This is a genomic window from Mycobacterium sp. NBC_00419, from assembly GCF_036023875.1.
Classification (GTDB): Bacteria; Actinomycetota; Actinomycetes; order Mycobacteriales; family Mycobacteriaceae; genus Mycobacterium.
Genome location: NZ_CP107931.1, coordinates 4,075,034 through 4,090,242, shown reverse-complemented (window position 1 = coordinate 4,090,242; position 15,209 = coordinate 4,075,034). Strand labels below are relative to the sequence as shown.

Below are 15,209 nucleotides of genomic sequence, written 5' to 3'. Positions count from 1 at the left end.
TCGTGGTCATCGAAACCCGTCGCCGACGCCAAGCGGCCAGACGGTGAGCAACGAATCGGACGGCCACGAACAATGCCTGGTCATGGAGGATCTCGACTCCGGCGAACTCCGCCCGTCAGGTGATGTTTGACCCCTGCACCCCGGTGGGTACAGGCCTTTGCGGAGGTAAATCGCAATCCTCAGCAAAGGGGGTAGGAGATGTCGAACGTCGCTACCGCGGACAGGACGGGTGTCGATGACATCCGTTTCTTTCGCCCCAGTCGGTCATGCGCCTACGAGGGCTGGACCGTCGCCGAGCTCAAAAAGAGGGCGAAGCAACTCGGAATCTCGGGGTATTCCGGGCTCAGCAAGGAAAACCTGATCGCATTGATCCGTAGTTACTGATCCGAAGGAAGTCATGTCTGACGACAACAAGAACAGCGGACCGGCCGAAGCCGTCAAGGGCATCGTCGAGGACGTCAAGGGCAAGGCCAAGGAGGCCGTCGGTACGGTAACCGGTCGCAACGACCTGGTCGCCGAGGGTGAGGCTCAGCAGGACAAGGCCGAAGCCCAGCGCGATGCCGCCAAGAAAGAGGCGGAGGCCGAGGCGGCCCGTGCCGGCGCCAAGGCTGCCGAGGAGCGCCAGAAGGCCAATCAGTAGCAGTTCGCACGATCCAAAGGCCCGGCTTCGGCCGGGCCTTTGGCGTGTCAACGTTCGGCGATGCGCTTGATGGCAGCCAGTCTGCGATCCCAGACCCGGCCCAGCCGGTCGAGTTCGGCCCCCAGCGCCGATAGCGGCCCACCGAGTGCGCGGTAGCGGACCTCCCGTCCCACCGGCAGGGCCTCCACCAGGCCACTGTCCGCCAGGATCGCGAGGTGCTTGGCGATCGCCTGCCGGCTGACGGGAAGCCGGGTGGCCAACGCGCTGGCCGACAAATCCTCGCTACCGAGCGCGGTGAGAATCTGCCAGCGGGTCTCGTCGGCCAAGACCGCCAGCACGGCCGGGATGTCGTCGAGTTGGCTGCTCATCGGAGGGTCACGTACGCGACCAGGTCGGCGAGTTCCTTCGTCCAGCCCTCGGAGTTGCCGTCGTGGTGGCCGCGCGGATCGTCGAGTTCCTCGAAGCCGGTTTCGACCAGGGTCAGCCGGGTGCCGGCTGCGGTCGGCGCGAGATCGAAGCGAACGAGGGTGGAATTGCCCGGCACCGGGTCGACGTCACGATCGCGCGCCCACCGGTAGACCAGGGTCTTGGGTTCCTCGACATGCTCGACCGCCACCCGGAAGCTGCCGTGCCCTTCCCACCCGAACGCACCCGACGATCCCGCCTCGGCAACGAATTCGGCTGTGTCGCCGAACCATTCGGCAATGAGCTCCGGTTGTGTGAGGGCATGCCACACCTTCTCGACGGGTGCGTTGATATCGATAGTGCGAGTGATGTCCAGTGTGCTCACGAGTTCTCCTGATGGTCGGCTCTAATGCAACTCCAGAGTTGCACACCACCCCGATTGATGCAACCCACCAGTTGCATTTGGATCGCTTGCGCATGCGTGCAGCCGCTGGGGCGTCTACCTTTTTGAGGTGGATCTGCCTACGGTTGAGGTCGTCGACTCCCCGACGTGCCGTGCCGACGTGTGGCCACTGGGTCCCGGTGACGCGGTGCTGGCCGGCGGGACCTGGCTGTTCTCGGAGCCTCAGCCGCACCTGCGCAGGCTGGTCGACATCACCACACTCGGCTGGGAGCCGATCACGCTGAGCGACAACGGGATCGAGATTGCCGCCACCTGTACCGTCGAGCAACTCGCCGCGCTGTCGGCCCGGCTTCCGGCACAACACCCCCACTGGCGGGCCGCGCCGCTGTTCCATCAGTGCGCAGGCGCGTTGAAGGCGTCGTTCAAGGTGTGGAAGACCGCGACGGTGGGTGGCAACATCTGCCTGTCGTTTCCTGCCGGCTCGATGATCTCGCTGTGCAGCGCACTCGACGGCACTGTGCTGATCTGGCGACCTGACGGCACCGAGCACCGGATGGCGTTGACGGACTTCGTCACCGGCGCGGCAACCAACCGGCTGGCACCCGGGGAGATCCTTCGCTCGGTACACCTTCCCGCGGCGGCGCTGCGATCCCGCACCGCCTACCGCAAGATCGCGCCGTCGACCCTGGGCCGCTCCGGTGTCGTGGTGATCGGCCGGCGGGACACCGCTGACGACGGCGGGCGCGTCGCCGTGTCGATAACCGGCGCGACGGTGCGGCCCTACGTCTTCTCCTTCACCGGCGTGCCCAGCGAAGGCGACCTGCTCGCCGCGCATGCCGTTGTGCCCGAGGAACACTGGACCGACGACGCGCACGGCGACCCGGACTGGCGGGCGGCGATGGCTCTGCTGCTGGCCCGCCAGGTTGCGGCGGACCTCGCATGATCAGCATCAACGGCGTCGGGCAGCCCGACGCCCCGCGGCCCGGGCAGTGTCTGCGCACCTATCTGCGGGAGCACGGGCACTTCGAGGTGAAGAAGGGCTGCGACGCCGGCGACTGCGGGGCATGCTCGGTGCTGGTCGACGGCCAGCCCACCCACTCCTGCATCTTCCCCGCGTTCCGGGCCCGTGACCGCGAGGTGACCACCGTCGCCGGGTTGGGCACTCAGGAGGACCTGCACCCGATGCAGCGCCGCTTCGTGGAGGCCGGTGGATTCCAGTGCGGCTTCTGCACCGCGGGGATGATCGTGACCGCCTCGGCGCTGGCCGACGGCGATGACCTTGCCGAACAGCTGAAGGGGAACCTGTGCCGCTGTACGGGTTACCGTTCCATCACCGACGCACTGGCAGGTAAGACCAACACCGAGAAGCCCGCGCAGTCCGCCGACGTCGGGCGTTCGGTCAGCCCGCCCGCCGCGGTACGGGTAGTGACCGGGACCGAGCGCTACACCATGGACTTCGAACCCGATGAGCCGCTGCTGCACCTGGCGGTGCTGGGCAGCCCGCTGCCGCACGCCCGCATCGTGTCGATCGACACCGCTGCGGCACAGGCGATCCCCGGTGTGCGCCTGGTGCTCACCCACCGCGACAGTCCGCCGATCTGGTTCTCCACCGCCCGCCACGAACTGCGCGAAGACGACCCCGACGACACCCGCATCCTCGACGACACGGTGCGCTTCGTCGGCCAGCGGGTGGCCGCCGTCGTCGCCGACACCGTCGCGATCGCCGAGAGTGCCTGCCGGGCAATCGTCGTCGACTACGAACCGCTGCCCGCGGTATTCGATCCGGATCAGGCCCGCAAGCCGGGGGCTCCCCTGCTGCACGGCGACAAGGGACCCGAGGCACGCATCGCCGACCGCGGGCGCAACATCGTCGCCGAGGTGCACGGCGAGGTCGGCGATGTCGAGACCGCCGTCGCCGCCGCGCACGCCGCGGGTGGCGCGGTTGTGACCGGCCGCTACACCACCGCCCGCGTGCAGCACACCCACCTAGAGACCCACGGCTGCACCGGCTGGCGAGATGACAAGGGCCGCCTGGTGATTCGTAGCAGCACCCAGGTTCCGTTCCTGGTGCGCGACGAGTTGTGCCACCTCTTCGGACTACCCCGCGAGGGCGTTCACGTGTTCGCCGCCCGCGTGGGCGGCGGGTTCGGCGCCAAACAGGAGATGCTCACCGAAGACATCGTCGCGCTCGCCGTGCTGGCACTGGGCAGGCCGGTGCGCTACGAGTTCACCCGCAGCGACCAGTTCACCGTCGCCCCGTGCCGGCACCCCTACCGGGTCGACGTCACCGCCGCGGCCGGCCCCGACGGTGTGTTGACCGCACTGGCGGTCGACGTCCTGTCCGACGCGGGCGCCTACGGTAACCACAGCCTCGGTGTGCTCTTCCACAGCTGCAGCGAGTCACTGTCGGTCTACCGCTGTCCCAACAAGCGGGTCGACGCTGTGGCGGTCTACACCAATCACCTGCCGTCGGGGGCATTCCGCGGCTACGGACTCGGCCAGGTGATCTTCGCCGTCGAGAGCGCACTCGACGAACTGGCCGGCCGGCTCCGCATCGACCCGTTCGATCTGCGCCGCCGCAACGTCGTCGTCCCGGGTGACGACTTCGTCGACTGGCACGTGGTCTCCGACGACCTGACGTTCGGCAGCTATGGGCTGGATCAGTGCCTGGACCTTGCGCAGTCCGCACTACGCCGCGGCAACGGCGTCGAGCCACCGTCCGGTGAGCAGTGGCGCGTCGGTGAGGGCATGGCCGTGGCGATGATCGCGACCATCCCGCCACGCGGCCACCGGGCCGAAGCCACCGTGGAACTCAATCCCGAAGGCCGCTATACGGTTTCGGTCGGGACCGCCGAGTTCGGCAACGGCACCTCGACTGTGCACACCCAGCTTGCCGCGACCGCGCTGGCCACCACCGCCGACCGTATCGAACTGCGGCAGTCCGACACCGACACCACCGGCTACGACACCGGAGCGTTCGGGTCGGCGGGCACCGTGGTGGCCGGCACCGCCGTACTAGGGGCCTGCCGTCGGCTGAGTGAGCTGATCGTCGCGGCCGCCGCCGACATCAGCGGGGCGCCGATCGCGGACTGTACGTTGGGCCCCAACGGTGTTCAGTGCGGCGGGCGATTCGTCGACTTCGCCGATCTGCTCACGGAGCCACTACGCGCGAGCGGACAGCACGACGGCTCGCCGCGTTCGGTGGCGTTCAACGTGCACGCCTTCCGGGTCGCCGTGAACGTCGACACCGGACAGGTCCGGATCCTGCAGTCCATCCAGACCGCCGATGCCGGTGTGGTGATCAATCCCGAACAGTGCCGCGGGCAGGTGGAAGGCGGCGCGGCGCAGGCCATCGGCTCGGCCTTGTTCGAGGAGATGCGCGTCGGTCCGGACGGAGCAGTCACCACGGATGCGTTGCGCAACTACCACATTCCGCAAGTAGCCGATCTGCCGGTGACCGAGGTGTACTTCGCCGACACCGTCGACGAGCTCGGCCCACTGGGTGCGAAGTCGATGAGCGAGTCACCGTACAACCCGGTGGCCCCGGCGTTGGCCAATGCCATCGCCGACGCGTGCGGGGCGCGGATGCGCAGCCTGCCCATGACCCCGGCCCGGGTCTGGCGCGCCCTCAACGTCCCGACAGCTCCCACACCGTCGCCGACATCCGGTCGGTCATCCTGGTGACCGTCGTCTGGCCGGTGTCGTCGCCCTGACAGGCCATCGCCTGCACGATCACGTTGTTACGCAGGCGGGCCTCACCGAAGCAGGTCCAGTCGAACGGGATGGCCAGCTGCGACTTGCTCCAGCGCACGGTGTCGGAGTTGATCTCGGGAACGGTGAACTTCCAGGCCGCATCACCGCCGAGGCTCATCGCCCGCTGACCGTCGCAGGCCTTGGCACTCTTGGTCCCGGTAGTGAATTGCGTTGCGGCCGAGCCTGCATCGGGATAGACGGCCACCGCTTCGGCCACCACGTGGTCATGTTTGTCACCGTCGGTGAACAGCATGACGTGAAACCCCGACCAGCGGTCGCCGAGGAAGGCGGCCATGCCCGCAGCGTCCAGCGCCGAGCAGGCCGGCACGGCCGAGGAACCGGGGATGGGCCTGGCCTGGTCGGCGTCGGTCTGCAGTTTGACCCCGACCATGTCGCGCAGTTGCGCCGGACTGATCATCACCTGATCGGTGTCATCGGCGCGCAACGGCTGGATGGCCTGGGCGGGGTTGGACACCGCGCTGCCTGCGACGGTATGCGCACACCCGGCGAGCAGCACCGCCGACAATCCCACATATGCCACCGGCAGCCGCATACCCGAATGCTAGACCGCGGCGGCCAGGACCTCTCGGACCGTCGCCACGGCACGGTCGAGTTCCGCGGGCGTGACGGTGAGGGCGGGCCGGAAGCGGACACTGTCCGGGCCGCTGCCCAGCATGATCACGCCCCGCTCCCACAGCGCGCCCAGCAGGGCGTCACGCGCTTCGGTGGTCGGCAGGCTGAACGCGCACATCAGGCCGCGTCCCCGCACGTCGCGCACCACACCGGGGAACTCGCGCGCCAGCCCGTCTAGCGACGCCGCCAGATGGGCACCCATCCGCGCGGCGTGCGCCAGCAGGCCGTCGGCCTCGATCACCTCGAGGATCCGCCGCGAACGCACCATGTCGACCAGGTTGCCGCCCCAGGTCGAGTTGATCCGTGAGCTGACCGCGAACACGTTGTCGGCGACCTCGTCGACACGCCTGCCCGCCATCACCCCGCACACCTGAGTCTTCTTGCCGAACGCCACCACGTCGGGGGTGAACCCGAGCTGCTGGTAAGCCCATGCGGTGCCGGTGATTCCGCAGCCGGTCTGCACCTCGTCGGCGATCATCAGCGCGTCGAACTCGTCGCACAGTTCGCGCATCGCGGCGAAGAACTGCGGACGGAACTGCCGGTCGCCGCCCTCGCCCTGGATGGGTTCGGCCAGGAAGCAGGCGACGTCGTGCGGGTGGGCTTCGAAGGCCGCTCGGGCCTGCCGCACCGACTCGGCCTCGATTGCGTCCATGTCGGCGCCGGGACGGATGAAGGGTGCGTCGATGCGGGGCCAGTCGAACTTCGGGAAGCGGGCCACCTTGTTGGGGTCGGTGTTGGTCAACGACAGGGTGTAGCCGCTGCGGCCGTGGAACGCGCCGGTCAGATGCAGCACGCGGGTGCCAAGGGCCGGGTCGATGCCGTGGGCCTCGTTGTATCGGCTCTTCCAGTCGAACGCGACCTTGAGTGCGTTCTCCACGGCCAGCGCGCCGCCGTCGACGAAGAACAGATGCGGCAGCGCCGGGTCGCCGAGTACGCGGGCGAAGGTCTCGACGAAGCGGGCCATCGGCACGGTGTAGACGTCGGAGTTCGACGGCTTGTTGATCGCAGCCTGGAGGAGTTCGGCGCGGAACCGCTCGTCGTCGGCCAGTGCCGGATGGTTCATGCCCAGCGCCGAGGAGGCGAAGAACGTGAACATGTCCAGGTAGCGCCTGCCATCACGGGCGTCGACCAGGTGCGCGCCCCGCGAACGATCGAGGTCGAGCACCAGGTCCAGGCCGTCGGCCAGGATGCTGCGCGCCAACACCGCGTGCACGTTCCCCGGTTCGACGGCGGGGGCGGGAGAAGCGGGTGCCATGGCGTCGTCACGCGACAAGAGTTCCGTCATTAGGCGATCCTATCGTAATTTTTACGCTTTTCTATCATGTCAAGCGCATTTTTTCCTATGCGGCCGATCGGTGGCCGGCATGCAGCAGCCCGGGAGGCGGCGGCTGGCGCCAGGTATGGACCGTACAGTAAGAAAGCAGGCCACAGAGGCTCTAGACCGGAACTATTCCGGCAGAAATACGCGATCGCTGTAAAATGTGTTTAGAATGATCGTGCTTCGAGTGCGCACGTTCGCGGCGGTGCGGATCTGCTGCAGCAGCGTTTCCAAGTCCCGCGGCGACTCGACGCGCACGAACAGGACGTAGCTCTCCTCGCCGGCCACCGAGTAACACGCCTCGATTTCGGCAATGTGTTCCAGGCGAGAAGGCGCATCATCAGGTTGAGACGGATCCAAAGGGGTGATGGCGACGAACGCCGACAGCATGTGCCCGAACGCCTCGGGGTCGACGCGGGCGCTGTACCCGGTCACCACCCCGCGCGCCTCCAGGCGCCGCACCCTCGACTGGACCGCAGACACTGACAAGCCTGTCGTCGTGGCCAGGTGCGCCAGCGTTGCGCGGCCGTCGGCGACGAGTTCACGCACCAGCGTGCGGTCGATCTCGTCGAGCTCGTGGGCCGGCTCCGCGGTGTCCGCCATGGCCGCAGACTATCGGACCGGGGCCACCGGATGAGCACACCCGCGATCCCCACCTGGCAGCTGCGCGCCCGTTTCGCCGCCGCACTCTCGGCGATGTACGGCGCCGAGGTGCCCGCCTACACCACGCTGGTCGAGGTCAGCGAGGCCGTGAACCGTGACTTTGTGGCCGCCCATCCCGAAGCCGAGCGGCTCGGGTCACTGCAGCGCGTGACCGCCGAACGGCACGGCGCCATCCGCGTCGGCAGCCCAGCCGAGTTGGCCGACGTCGCAGATCTGTTCGCCGCGTTCGGAATGCACCCGGTCGGCTTCTACGACCTGCGCGACGCCGCCTCGCCGGTTCCGGTGGTGTCCACGGTCTTCCGCCCGATCGACTCGAAGGAATTGGCTCACAACCCGTTTCGGGTGTTCACCTCGATGCTGGCCACCCGCGACGCCCGGTTCTTCGACGACGACCTGCGGTCTCGCGTCGAGCGGTTCCTCGGTGAACGTCAACTGTTCGATCCCGACCTCATCACCCAGGCACACCGGATCGCGGCCGACGGCGGTTGCGCCGCAGGCGCCGATGAGGAGTTCGTCGCCCGCGCGGTGGCCTCGTTCGCGTTGTCCGCCGAGCCCGTCGACCGGGCCTGGTACGGCGAGCTGACCGAGGTCTCGGCGGTCGCCGCCGACATCGCCGGGGTAAGCACCACCCACATCAACCATCTGACACCACGCGTGCTGGACATCGACGATCTCTACCGCCGGATGACCGACCGCGGGATCTCGATGATCGACGCCATCCAGGGACCGCCGCGCTGGAACGGACCCGATGTCCTGTTGCGCCAGACGTCGTTTCGCGCGCTTGCCGAGCCGCGCCAGTTCCGCGAGGCCGACGGCACGGTCTCCGAAGGCACGCTGCGGGTGCGCTTCGGTGAGGTCGAAGCGCGCGGGGTGGCGCTGACCCGCAAGGGACGCGAACGCTTCGACGCCGCCATGGCGGCACCCGAACCGGCCGCGGTGTGGGGTGACTACTTCCCGGACAACGATGCCGAGATGGCGTCGCAGGGCTTGGCGTACTACCACCGGGGCGACCCGTCGTACCCGGTGGTCTACGAGGACTTCCTGCCCGCCTCGGCGGCCGGAATCTTCCGGTCCAACCTCGACGCCGATACCGAAGCCGCGGCCGTCGTCGACCGATCCGGCTACACCCTCGACTGGATGGCCGAGGCCATCGGCCATCACATTCTCGATCCCTACGACCTGTACGACGCGACAGCCCAGGAGCCGCCAGCATGAGCACGACCACCGCCACCGCACTGCCCACCCGCTCCGAACTGCAGGACCGGGTCCGCCGCGCCTTCGACGCCATCGGTGCCCACGTCGCGCTGGGTGAGCCCGGCGCCCACGGCCTACAGGCCCAATCCGATCCCCCGGTCGCTTCGCTCCTGCCCGCCGGCACTCCCCTGACCGGTGACGTGCTGTTCACCGTCACCGAAGCCACCGCTGCCGATGCCGAGCTCGCCATCTCTGATGCGGCGCAGGCATTTTCGACGTGGCGCACCACGCCGGGCCCGGTGCGCGGCCAGCTGGTCGCGCGCCTGGGTGAGCTGCTGCGCGAACACAAGGCGGAGCTGGCCACCCTGGTGACCATCGAGGCCGGCAAGATCACCTCCGAGGCCCTCGGCGAGGTCCAGGAGATGATCGACATCTGCGAGTTCGCCGTCGGCTTGTCCCGGCAGCTCTATGGTCGCACCATCGCCTCCGAGCGGCCCGGCCACCGGCTGATGGAGACCTGGCATCCGCTGGGCGTGGTCGGTGTCATCACGGCCTTCAACTTCCCGGTGGCGGTGTGGGCGTGGAACGCGGCCGTGGCACTGGTGTGCGGGGACACCGTGGTGTGGAAGCCCTCCGAGCTGACCCCGCTGACGGCGCTCGCCTGCCAGGCGCTGATCGAGCGGGCCGCCGCCGACGTGGGCGCACCGGCCTCGGTGAGCCGGCTGGTGCAGGGCGGCCGCGAGGTCGGCGAACTACTGGTCGACGATCCGCGGGTGGCGCTGGTGTCGGCCACCGGTTCGGTCCGGATGGGCCGTCAGGTCGGTCCGCGCGTCGCCGAGCGATTCGGGCGGGCGCTGCTGGAGCTCGGCGGCAACAACGCTGCCGTCGTAACCCCCAGCGCCGACCTGGATCTCGCGGTCCGCGGCATCGTGTTCTCCGCCGCAGGCACGGCGGGCCAGCGCTGCACCACACTGCGCCGGCTGATCGTGCACTCGTCGGTGGCCGACGAGCTGGTCGGCCGGATCGCGGCGGCCTACCGCAGCCTGCCGATCGGTGACCCCTCGGCTGAGGGCACCCTGATCGGCCCGCTGATCCACGAAACCGCTTACCGCGACATGGTCGGCGCGCTGGAGCAGGCCCGCGCCGACGGCGGTGAGGTGATCGGTGGCGAGCGCCACCACATCGGCGGCGACGAGGGCGAGGACGCCTTCTACGTGGCGCCAGCGGTGGTGCGGATGCCCGCCCAGACCCAGATCGTGCACAACGAGACGTTCGCACCGATCCTGTATGTGCTGACCTACGACACCCTCGACGAGGCCATCGCTTTGAACAACGCCGTCCCCCAAGGTCTTTCGTCGGCCATCTTCACCACCGACGTCCGCGAGGCGGAGCGCTTCCTGGCCGCCGACGGCTCGGACTGCGGCATCGCCAACGTCAACATCGGCACCTCGGGTGCCGAGATCGGCGGGGCCTTCGGCGGCGAAAAGCAGACCGGCGGCGGCCGCGAGTCGGGGTCGGATTCCTGGAAGGCCTACATGCGGCGGGCGACCAACACCGTCAACTACTCCTCGGAACTACCGCTGGCCCAGGGTGTGCACTTCGGCTAGGAGCCCAGCAGGCTGAGCAGTTCGCCACGCCCGATCTGGTTCACCAGCGTCGCGGCGTCGAAGTAGATCCGCTCGTTGGTGATGCGGTCGCCCTCAAAGGAGAAGACCGCGATGACCGGTACCCGGAAGGCCTTGCCGGTCGGCGGCAATCCGTAGAACTCGCCGAGGTTGGTTCCCAGCAGGTCGAATTCGACGATCACCGCGTCGTCGGCGAGGTGGAATACCGCGTTCTCATGCCGCTGGTCGGGAAACGCGGTGCGCGTGGTCAGGTAATAGGTCATCACCTCGTCGTCGCCGTCGAAAACCTGCCCGGTCGGGACGATCTCGTAGCGCGGATGGCCGTTGAACGTCGCCAGGGTCCGGTCGAACTCCTTGGACACCTCGGTGTCCATGTGTTCCCTGATGGTATCGAGCCGGCGCCTGCGTAGTTCGTCGGTGAGCATGACCGGCCTTCCAGATCGACGTTCTGTACAGGTCTACTCGAACTTCCGCTGCGAAACGTTGGTTTGGGCGTATGGAGGGGACAGTGGGGACAGCACCTGCTGCTCGACGAGGTCGGCGCCGCGCTGCACACCGCCAGTGGCGGCGAAGCCGTCGGCCACCCGCTGTGCACCGTCGGTCATCGTCATCGCTTCGGACACCTTGGCCCGCAACCGTTTCGGGTTGAGCTTGGCGGCGGGCAACCGGGTTCCGCAGCGGGCCACCTCGACGCGCATCGCCACCTCCGGTTGATCCCGCCCGAACGGCACCACACACACCGGAACGCCGCGGTCGAGCGCGCGCACGGTGGCCCCCATCCCACCGTGGGTCACCGCACACACCGCCCGGTCCAATACCGGGCCGTGTGGAACATACTGCCGGACAGTCGCATTGGCCGGAATGACCAGATCATCGGGCACCCCGGCCGGGAAGGTCGCGACGACGTGCACCGGCTCGTCGGCCAGCGCTTGCAGGGCGACCACGCCGAGGCGGGAGTCGGCCTGGCGGATCGACGACGTGGTGACCAGCACGATGGGATCGGAGATCTCGGTCAGCCAGTCCGGCGCCTCGGCGTCGGTATCGGCCGCGCAGGCACCGATGAGGTGCACCCGGTCGCCCCAGTCGGGGTGCGGGTACTCGAACGGCTCTCCCCCGACCACCAGCATCAGCGGCGCGCGGCGCAGGAACTCGTCGACCGACCGCACCGGCGGTGCACCCACCCGGGCCCGCACCGCGTTGAGTCGGGGCAGCATCGGGCGGTCCATCACCTGCCAGACCACCCCTCGCAGGATGCGGTCCCTGACCACACCCACCGGTCCCGACCACGGGCGCATACCCGGGCCCACCGGCGGCACCCCCCGCGACCGCAGGAACGGCGTGAACGGAGTGAAGACCGCCCATGGGATGTCGCCGGCATCGGCAGCCGATATCGCACCCCAGCAGTTGGCATCCAGGATCAGCGCGTCGGGTTTCACCTCGGCGATCGCCCGGGCCAGATCGTCGACCTCCAGTTCGGCGCGCCGGCACAGGACGTCGATCGTCATCTTCAGCACCCCGAAGACACTGCGCGCGGTCCAGTCCGGGCTGGTGATGGCCTCGATGCGCGGGTCGACGGGCCCGGCGTGCAGGCCCAGCCGCTGGCCGGTGCCGACACCGGCGGCCGACGTGCGCAGATGGACGTCGTGACCACGGCCGGCGAGTTCGCTCAACAGCGCGCTCACCGGCAGCAGATGCCCCAGCGCCGGTGCGCCGTACGCCAGAATCGTGGCCATATACCTATCCCATACCAGGTATGGCGGCGCTCCGCTGCCGGGGAGCATCACACGTTCTTGATTCGTCAGCAGCTGTTGGACATGTGTCAGTATGGGCGCATGTCCAGCCTGCCCGCCCGGCGCCGTCTGTCGCCCGACGACCGGCGCAGCGAGCTGTTGACGCTGGGGGCCGAAGTGTTCGGGCAACGCCCCTACGACGAGGTCCGCATCGACGAGATCGCCGAACGGGCGGGCGTATCGCGGGCCCTGATGTACCACTACTTCCCCGACAAGCGCGCGTTCTTCGCCGCCGTCGTGCGTGCCGAGAGCGAGCGGCTCTTCGAAGCCACCAGCACCCCGGCCGACGACGGGCACAGCCTCTTCGACCGGCTGCGCGCCGGCGTGCTGGCCTACATGCGCTACGACGTCGAACACCCGCACGGCGCCTGGGCGGCCTACATCGGAATGGGCCGCACAGACCCCGTGCTGCGCGGCATCGACGACATCGACAACGAGCGGCAGATGCAGCGGATCATGGCCGCCGTCACCGACGTCGTCTCCGGCGATCTGGACTCCAAGGTGGAACGCGACCTCCGGGTCATCGTCTACGGCTGGCTGGCCTTCACGTTCGAACTGTGCCGCCAGAGCATCCTGGACCCGTCGGTGGACGCCGACCGGCTGGCCGACTCCTGTGCCCACGTCCTGCTCGACGCGATCGCGCGGGTCCCCGGCATTCCCGACGCGCTGAGCGAGGCGGTACGCGCATGAGTTCCAGCACCCGGATCAAGGCCGACGATCTCACCGAGGACCACGTCGGCCGATTCCTCAGCTGTCACGACCCCGAGACCGGGTTCGTCTACCCGGCCAGGATTGCGCGCATCATGCGCCGCGACGACGGCGACTCACCGGGCGTCTCGGTCTGGCTAGAGCATCCGGCGCTGCCGTCGGGCCGGCTGGCCCGCAACGGCCTGGCCCACGTCCGCTTCGAGCAGGAATTCGAACTCGTCGAACCGGACTGACAGCGCCTCAGCGGAGCGTCGCGAAGAACGCCCGCACGTCCTCGGTGAACAGTTCGGGCTGCTCGAAGGCGGCGAAGTGCCCGCCGCGCGGCATGTCGGTCCAGTGCGTGATGTTGTAGCGCGACTCGCACCAGTTACGCGGGCTGGGCACGATCTCCTTGGGGAACGCCGCCACCCCGGTCGGCACCTCCACCGGGCCACCGTCGATGAGGTTCTTGAAGCTCTGCCAGTACAACCGTGCCGAGGACGTCGCCGAGGCGGTGGCCCAGTACAGCATCACGTTGTCGAGCATCTCGTCACGGGTCAGGACGTTCTCGGGATGGCCGTCGCAGTCGGTCCAGGCCCAGAACTTCTCCACGATCCACGCCAGCTGTCCCACCGGGGAGTCGGTCAGGCCGTAGCCCAGTGTCTGCGGCCGGGTGGCTTGCTCCTCGGAATACCCTGTGCCCCAACGCACGTGCTCGGTCATACGGGCATAGGCGGCGGCCTCAGCCGGGGTTGGATCTCCCCCGCTGTCACCGCTGGGGAATCCGAGCGGCATGTTGATGTGAATCCCGATGCAGCCCTGGCCGTTTCGGCCGATCTGCTCGGTGATGGCCGAGCCCCAGTCACCACCCTGGGCGCCGAAGCGGTCGTAGCCGAGCCGGGCCATCAGCGTCGCCCACGCGGAGGCGATCTTCTCCACCGACCATCCCGTGCGGGACGGCTTGCCGGAGAAGCCATAACCGGGCAGCGACGGGCACACCACGTGGAAATCCTCGGACAGCGGCTCGATCACCTTGTGGAATTCGACGATCGAGCCCGGCCAGCCGTGGGTGATGATCAGCGGCAGCGCATCGGGATTCGCACTGCGCTGGTGGATGAAATGGATGTCCAGTCCGTCGATTTCGGTGAGGAAGTGGTCGAACCGGTTGAGCGCGGCCTCGCGGGCTCGCCAGTCGTATTCCTGCGCCCAGTAGGTGGCCAACTCGCGGGTGTAGTCCAGCGGGATGCCCTGGCTCCAGTCGTCGACGCACTCCCGCTCGGGCCATCGGGTCCGCGCCAGACGGTCGCAAAGATCAGTCAGGACGTCGTCGGGAACTGCGATGCGATACGGACGAATCTCTGTCATCGGGTGTGCGTGCCGGCTCAGAAGAAGCCGAACGCAGGGAAACCGTAGAACCCTTCTTCTTCACCAGGGAACTGCTGTGGTGTCGCATTGATCTCGGTGTTGCCTGGCGTTGCGCACTCCGTGGTCTGCCCGCCGCTGATCGCGCTGCCCTCGACGTTGACACACTGCGGCAGCGTCGGCGGAGCAATCGTGGTGTCGGCGGTGGCGACGGGTGCGGCGAGTATCGCGGCCGCGACGCCGATCCCGGCGGCGGGAAGAAGTAAGAACTGACCAATCCGTGGCATGAGCGAATGGTACCCAGTTCGCGTGGCTAAACTCTGGACAAGCCGGATATTCGGGATTTAGGAGCCGCATGAAGTCTGCAACTCGTTCGCTTGGCCGCGCCGTCGCGGTGGTTCTGAGCACCGGCGGTGTGCTGCTCGGTGCGGCCGGCGTCGCCGCCGCCGATACCCCACCGAATTGCACGGCGGCCGACGTGACCGCGGTGATGACCGGGGTGTCCGCGTCGATGACGACGTATCTGTTCACTCATCCCGATGTCAACGACTTCCTCACTGGCCTGCAGGGTTTGAGCAAGTCCGATGCCAAGCAGCAGACCAAGGACTACCTGGCCGCCAACCCCCAGGTGCACGACGAGATCGAGGCGATCCGGCAGCCCGGCAAGGATCTGCGGGCCCGCTGCGGTATTCCGCTGAAAGCCGAGATCGCCGGCGTCCTCTGATCGGGCGCATTA

The 15,209-nt window shown here is 68.2% G+C and carries 18 protein-coding genes; 9 read left to right on the top strand and 9 right to left on the bottom strand.

Going from position 1 to position 15,209, the window contains the following annotated elements; translation table 11 throughout:
• The first annotated feature begins 198 nt into the window (after positions 1–198).
• Positions 199–384 carry a Rho termination factor N-terminal domain-containing protein gene (locus OG976_RS19505; protein ID WP_328352316.1) on the top strand — a complete coding sequence of 62 codons (186 nt, stop codon included), beginning with the start codon at positions 199–201 and terminating at the stop codon, positions 382–384.
• Positions 385–397: 13 nt separating this feature from the next.
• Positions 398–640, top strand: coding sequence for a microaggregate-binding protein 1 (gene mbp1 / locus OG976_RS19500; protein ID WP_328352313.1), 243 nt, complete (start codon positions 398–400; stop codon positions 638–640).
• 47 nt (positions 641–687) lie between these two features.
• On the opposite strand, the gene OG976_RS19495 is transcribed toward mbp1, so the two are convergent.
• Positions 688–1,008: an ArsR/SmtB family transcription factor gene (locus OG976_RS19495; RefSeq protein WP_328352310.1), complete on the bottom strand. Its 321-nt coding sequence runs from the start codon at positions 1,006–1,008 to the stop codon at positions 688–690.
• Positions 1,005–1,430 carry an SRPBCC family protein gene (locus tag OG976_RS19490; RefSeq protein WP_328352307.1) on the bottom strand — a complete coding sequence of 142 codons (426 nt, stop codon included), beginning with the start codon at positions 1,428–1,430 and terminating at the stop codon, positions 1,005–1,007. Before OG976_RS19490 ends, OG976_RS19495 begins: the two co-directional genes overlap by 4 nt.
• 127 nt (positions 1,431–1,557) lie before the next feature.
• Between OG976_RS19490 and OG976_RS19485 the strand changes: the two genes are divergently transcribed.
• Together OG976_RS19485 and OG976_RS19480 are read left to right on the top strand one after the other, a co-directional pair.
• Entirely contained in the window at positions 1,558–2,391 is an 834-nt protein-coding gene (locus OG976_RS19485) for an FAD binding domain-containing protein (protein ID WP_328352304.1), read from the top strand.
• The gene (locus OG976_RS19480) at positions 2,388–5,132 is read left to right on the top strand and encodes a molybdopterin-dependent oxidoreductase (protein WP_328352301.1); all 2,745 of its coding nucleotides are present in this window, start codon (positions 2,388–2,390) and stop codon (positions 5,130–5,132) included. Before OG976_RS19485 ends, OG976_RS19480 begins: the two co-directional genes overlap by 4 nt.
• Here the strand turns inward: OG976_RS19480 and OG976_RS19475 are convergent.
• The 3 genes from OG976_RS19475 to OG976_RS19465 all read right to left on the bottom strand — a co-directional run bounded on the left by OG976_RS19475 (position 5,077) and on the right by OG976_RS19465 (position 7,755).
• A complete protein-coding gene (locus OG976_RS19475) occupies positions 5,077–5,754 on the bottom strand; it encodes a sensor domain-containing protein (protein WP_328352298.1) in 678 nt (225 codons plus the stop codon). The two genes, OG976_RS19480 and OG976_RS19475, sit on opposite strands and share 56 nt — an antisense overlap.
• Before the next feature lie 9 nt (positions 5,755–5,763).
• The gene (gene lat / locus OG976_RS19470; RefSeq protein ID WP_328363777.1) at positions 5,764–7,089 is read right to left on the bottom strand and encodes an L-lysine 6-transaminase; all 1,326 of its coding nucleotides are present in this window, start codon (positions 7,087–7,089) and stop codon (positions 5,764–5,766) included.
• Between the two features lie 192 nt (positions 7,090–7,281).
• Positions 7,282–7,755 carry an Lrp/AsnC family transcriptional regulator gene (locus tag OG976_RS19465; RefSeq protein WP_328352295.1) on the bottom strand — a complete coding sequence of 158 codons (474 nt, stop codon included), beginning with the start codon at positions 7,753–7,755 and terminating at the stop codon, positions 7,282–7,284.
• Positions 7,756–7,785: 30 nt separating this feature from the next.
• On the opposite strand from OG976_RS19465, the gene hglS reads away from it, so the two are divergent.
• Together hglS and amaB are read left to right on the top strand one after the other, a co-directional pair.
• Positions 7,786–9,030, top strand: a complete 1,245-nt coding sequence (gene hglS, locus OG976_RS19460) for a 2-oxoadipate dioxygenase/decarboxylase (RefSeq protein ID WP_328352292.1) — start codon at positions 7,786–7,788, stop codon at positions 9,028–9,030.
• Positions 9,027–10,616: an L-piperidine-6-carboxylate dehydrogenase gene (gene amaB / locus OG976_RS19455; RefSeq protein ID WP_328352289.1), complete on the top strand. Its 1,590-nt coding sequence runs from the start codon at positions 9,027–9,029 to the stop codon at positions 10,614–10,616. Before hglS ends, amaB begins: the two co-directional genes overlap by 4 nt.
• Here amaB and OG976_RS19450 read toward each other — a convergent pair.
• Together OG976_RS19450 and OG976_RS19445 are read right to left on the bottom strand one after the other, a co-directional pair.
• Entirely contained in the window at positions 10,613–11,059 is a 447-nt protein-coding gene (locus tag OG976_RS19450; protein ID WP_328352286.1) for an ester cyclase, read from the bottom strand. The two genes, amaB and OG976_RS19450, sit on opposite strands and share 4 nt — an antisense overlap.
• 33 nt (positions 11,060–11,092) lie before the next feature.
• Positions 11,093–12,367 carry a nucleotide disphospho-sugar-binding domain-containing protein gene (locus tag OG976_RS19445; RefSeq protein WP_328352283.1) on the bottom strand — a complete coding sequence of 425 codons (1,275 nt, stop codon included), beginning with the start codon at positions 12,365–12,367 and terminating at the stop codon, positions 11,093–11,095.
• Between the two features lie 99 nt (positions 12,368–12,466).
• Between OG976_RS19445 and OG976_RS19440 the strand changes: the two genes are divergently transcribed.
• Both OG976_RS19440 and OG976_RS19435 read left to right on the top strand, forming a co-directional pair.
• Complete coding sequence (locus OG976_RS19440; protein ID WP_328352280.1) at positions 12,467–13,114, top strand: TetR/AcrR family transcriptional regulator; 648 nt, start codon at positions 12,467–12,469, stop codon at positions 13,112–13,114.
• On the top strand, positions 13,111–13,365 hold the full coding sequence (locus OG976_RS19435) for a hypothetical protein (protein WP_328352277.1): 255 nt from the start codon (positions 13,111–13,113) through the stop codon (positions 13,363–13,365). The genes OG976_RS19440 and OG976_RS19435 overlap by 4 nt, the downstream gene beginning before the upstream one ends.
• A gap of 7 nt (positions 13,366–13,372) precedes the next feature.
• Here OG976_RS19435 and OG976_RS19430 read toward each other — a convergent pair whose 3' ends face one another.
• Together OG976_RS19430 and OG976_RS19425 are read right to left on the bottom strand one after the other, a co-directional pair.
• Positions 13,373–14,476, bottom strand: coding sequence for an epoxide hydrolase family protein (locus OG976_RS19430; RefSeq protein ID WP_328352274.1), 1,104 nt, complete (start codon positions 14,474–14,476; stop codon positions 13,373–13,375).
• Positions 14,477–14,493: 17 nt separating this feature from the next.
• Positions 14,494–14,760, bottom strand: coding sequence for a hypothetical protein (locus OG976_RS19425; RefSeq protein ID WP_328352271.1), 267 nt, complete (start codon positions 14,758–14,760; stop codon positions 14,494–14,496).
• 68 nt (positions 14,761–14,828) lie between these two features.
• Between OG976_RS19425 and OG976_RS19420 the strand changes: the two genes are divergently transcribed.
• On the top strand, positions 14,829–15,197 hold the full coding sequence (locus OG976_RS19420) for a heme-binding protein (protein WP_328352268.1): 369 nt from the start codon (positions 14,829–14,831) through the stop codon (positions 15,195–15,197).
• Positions 15,198–15,209: the final 12 nt, after the last annotated feature.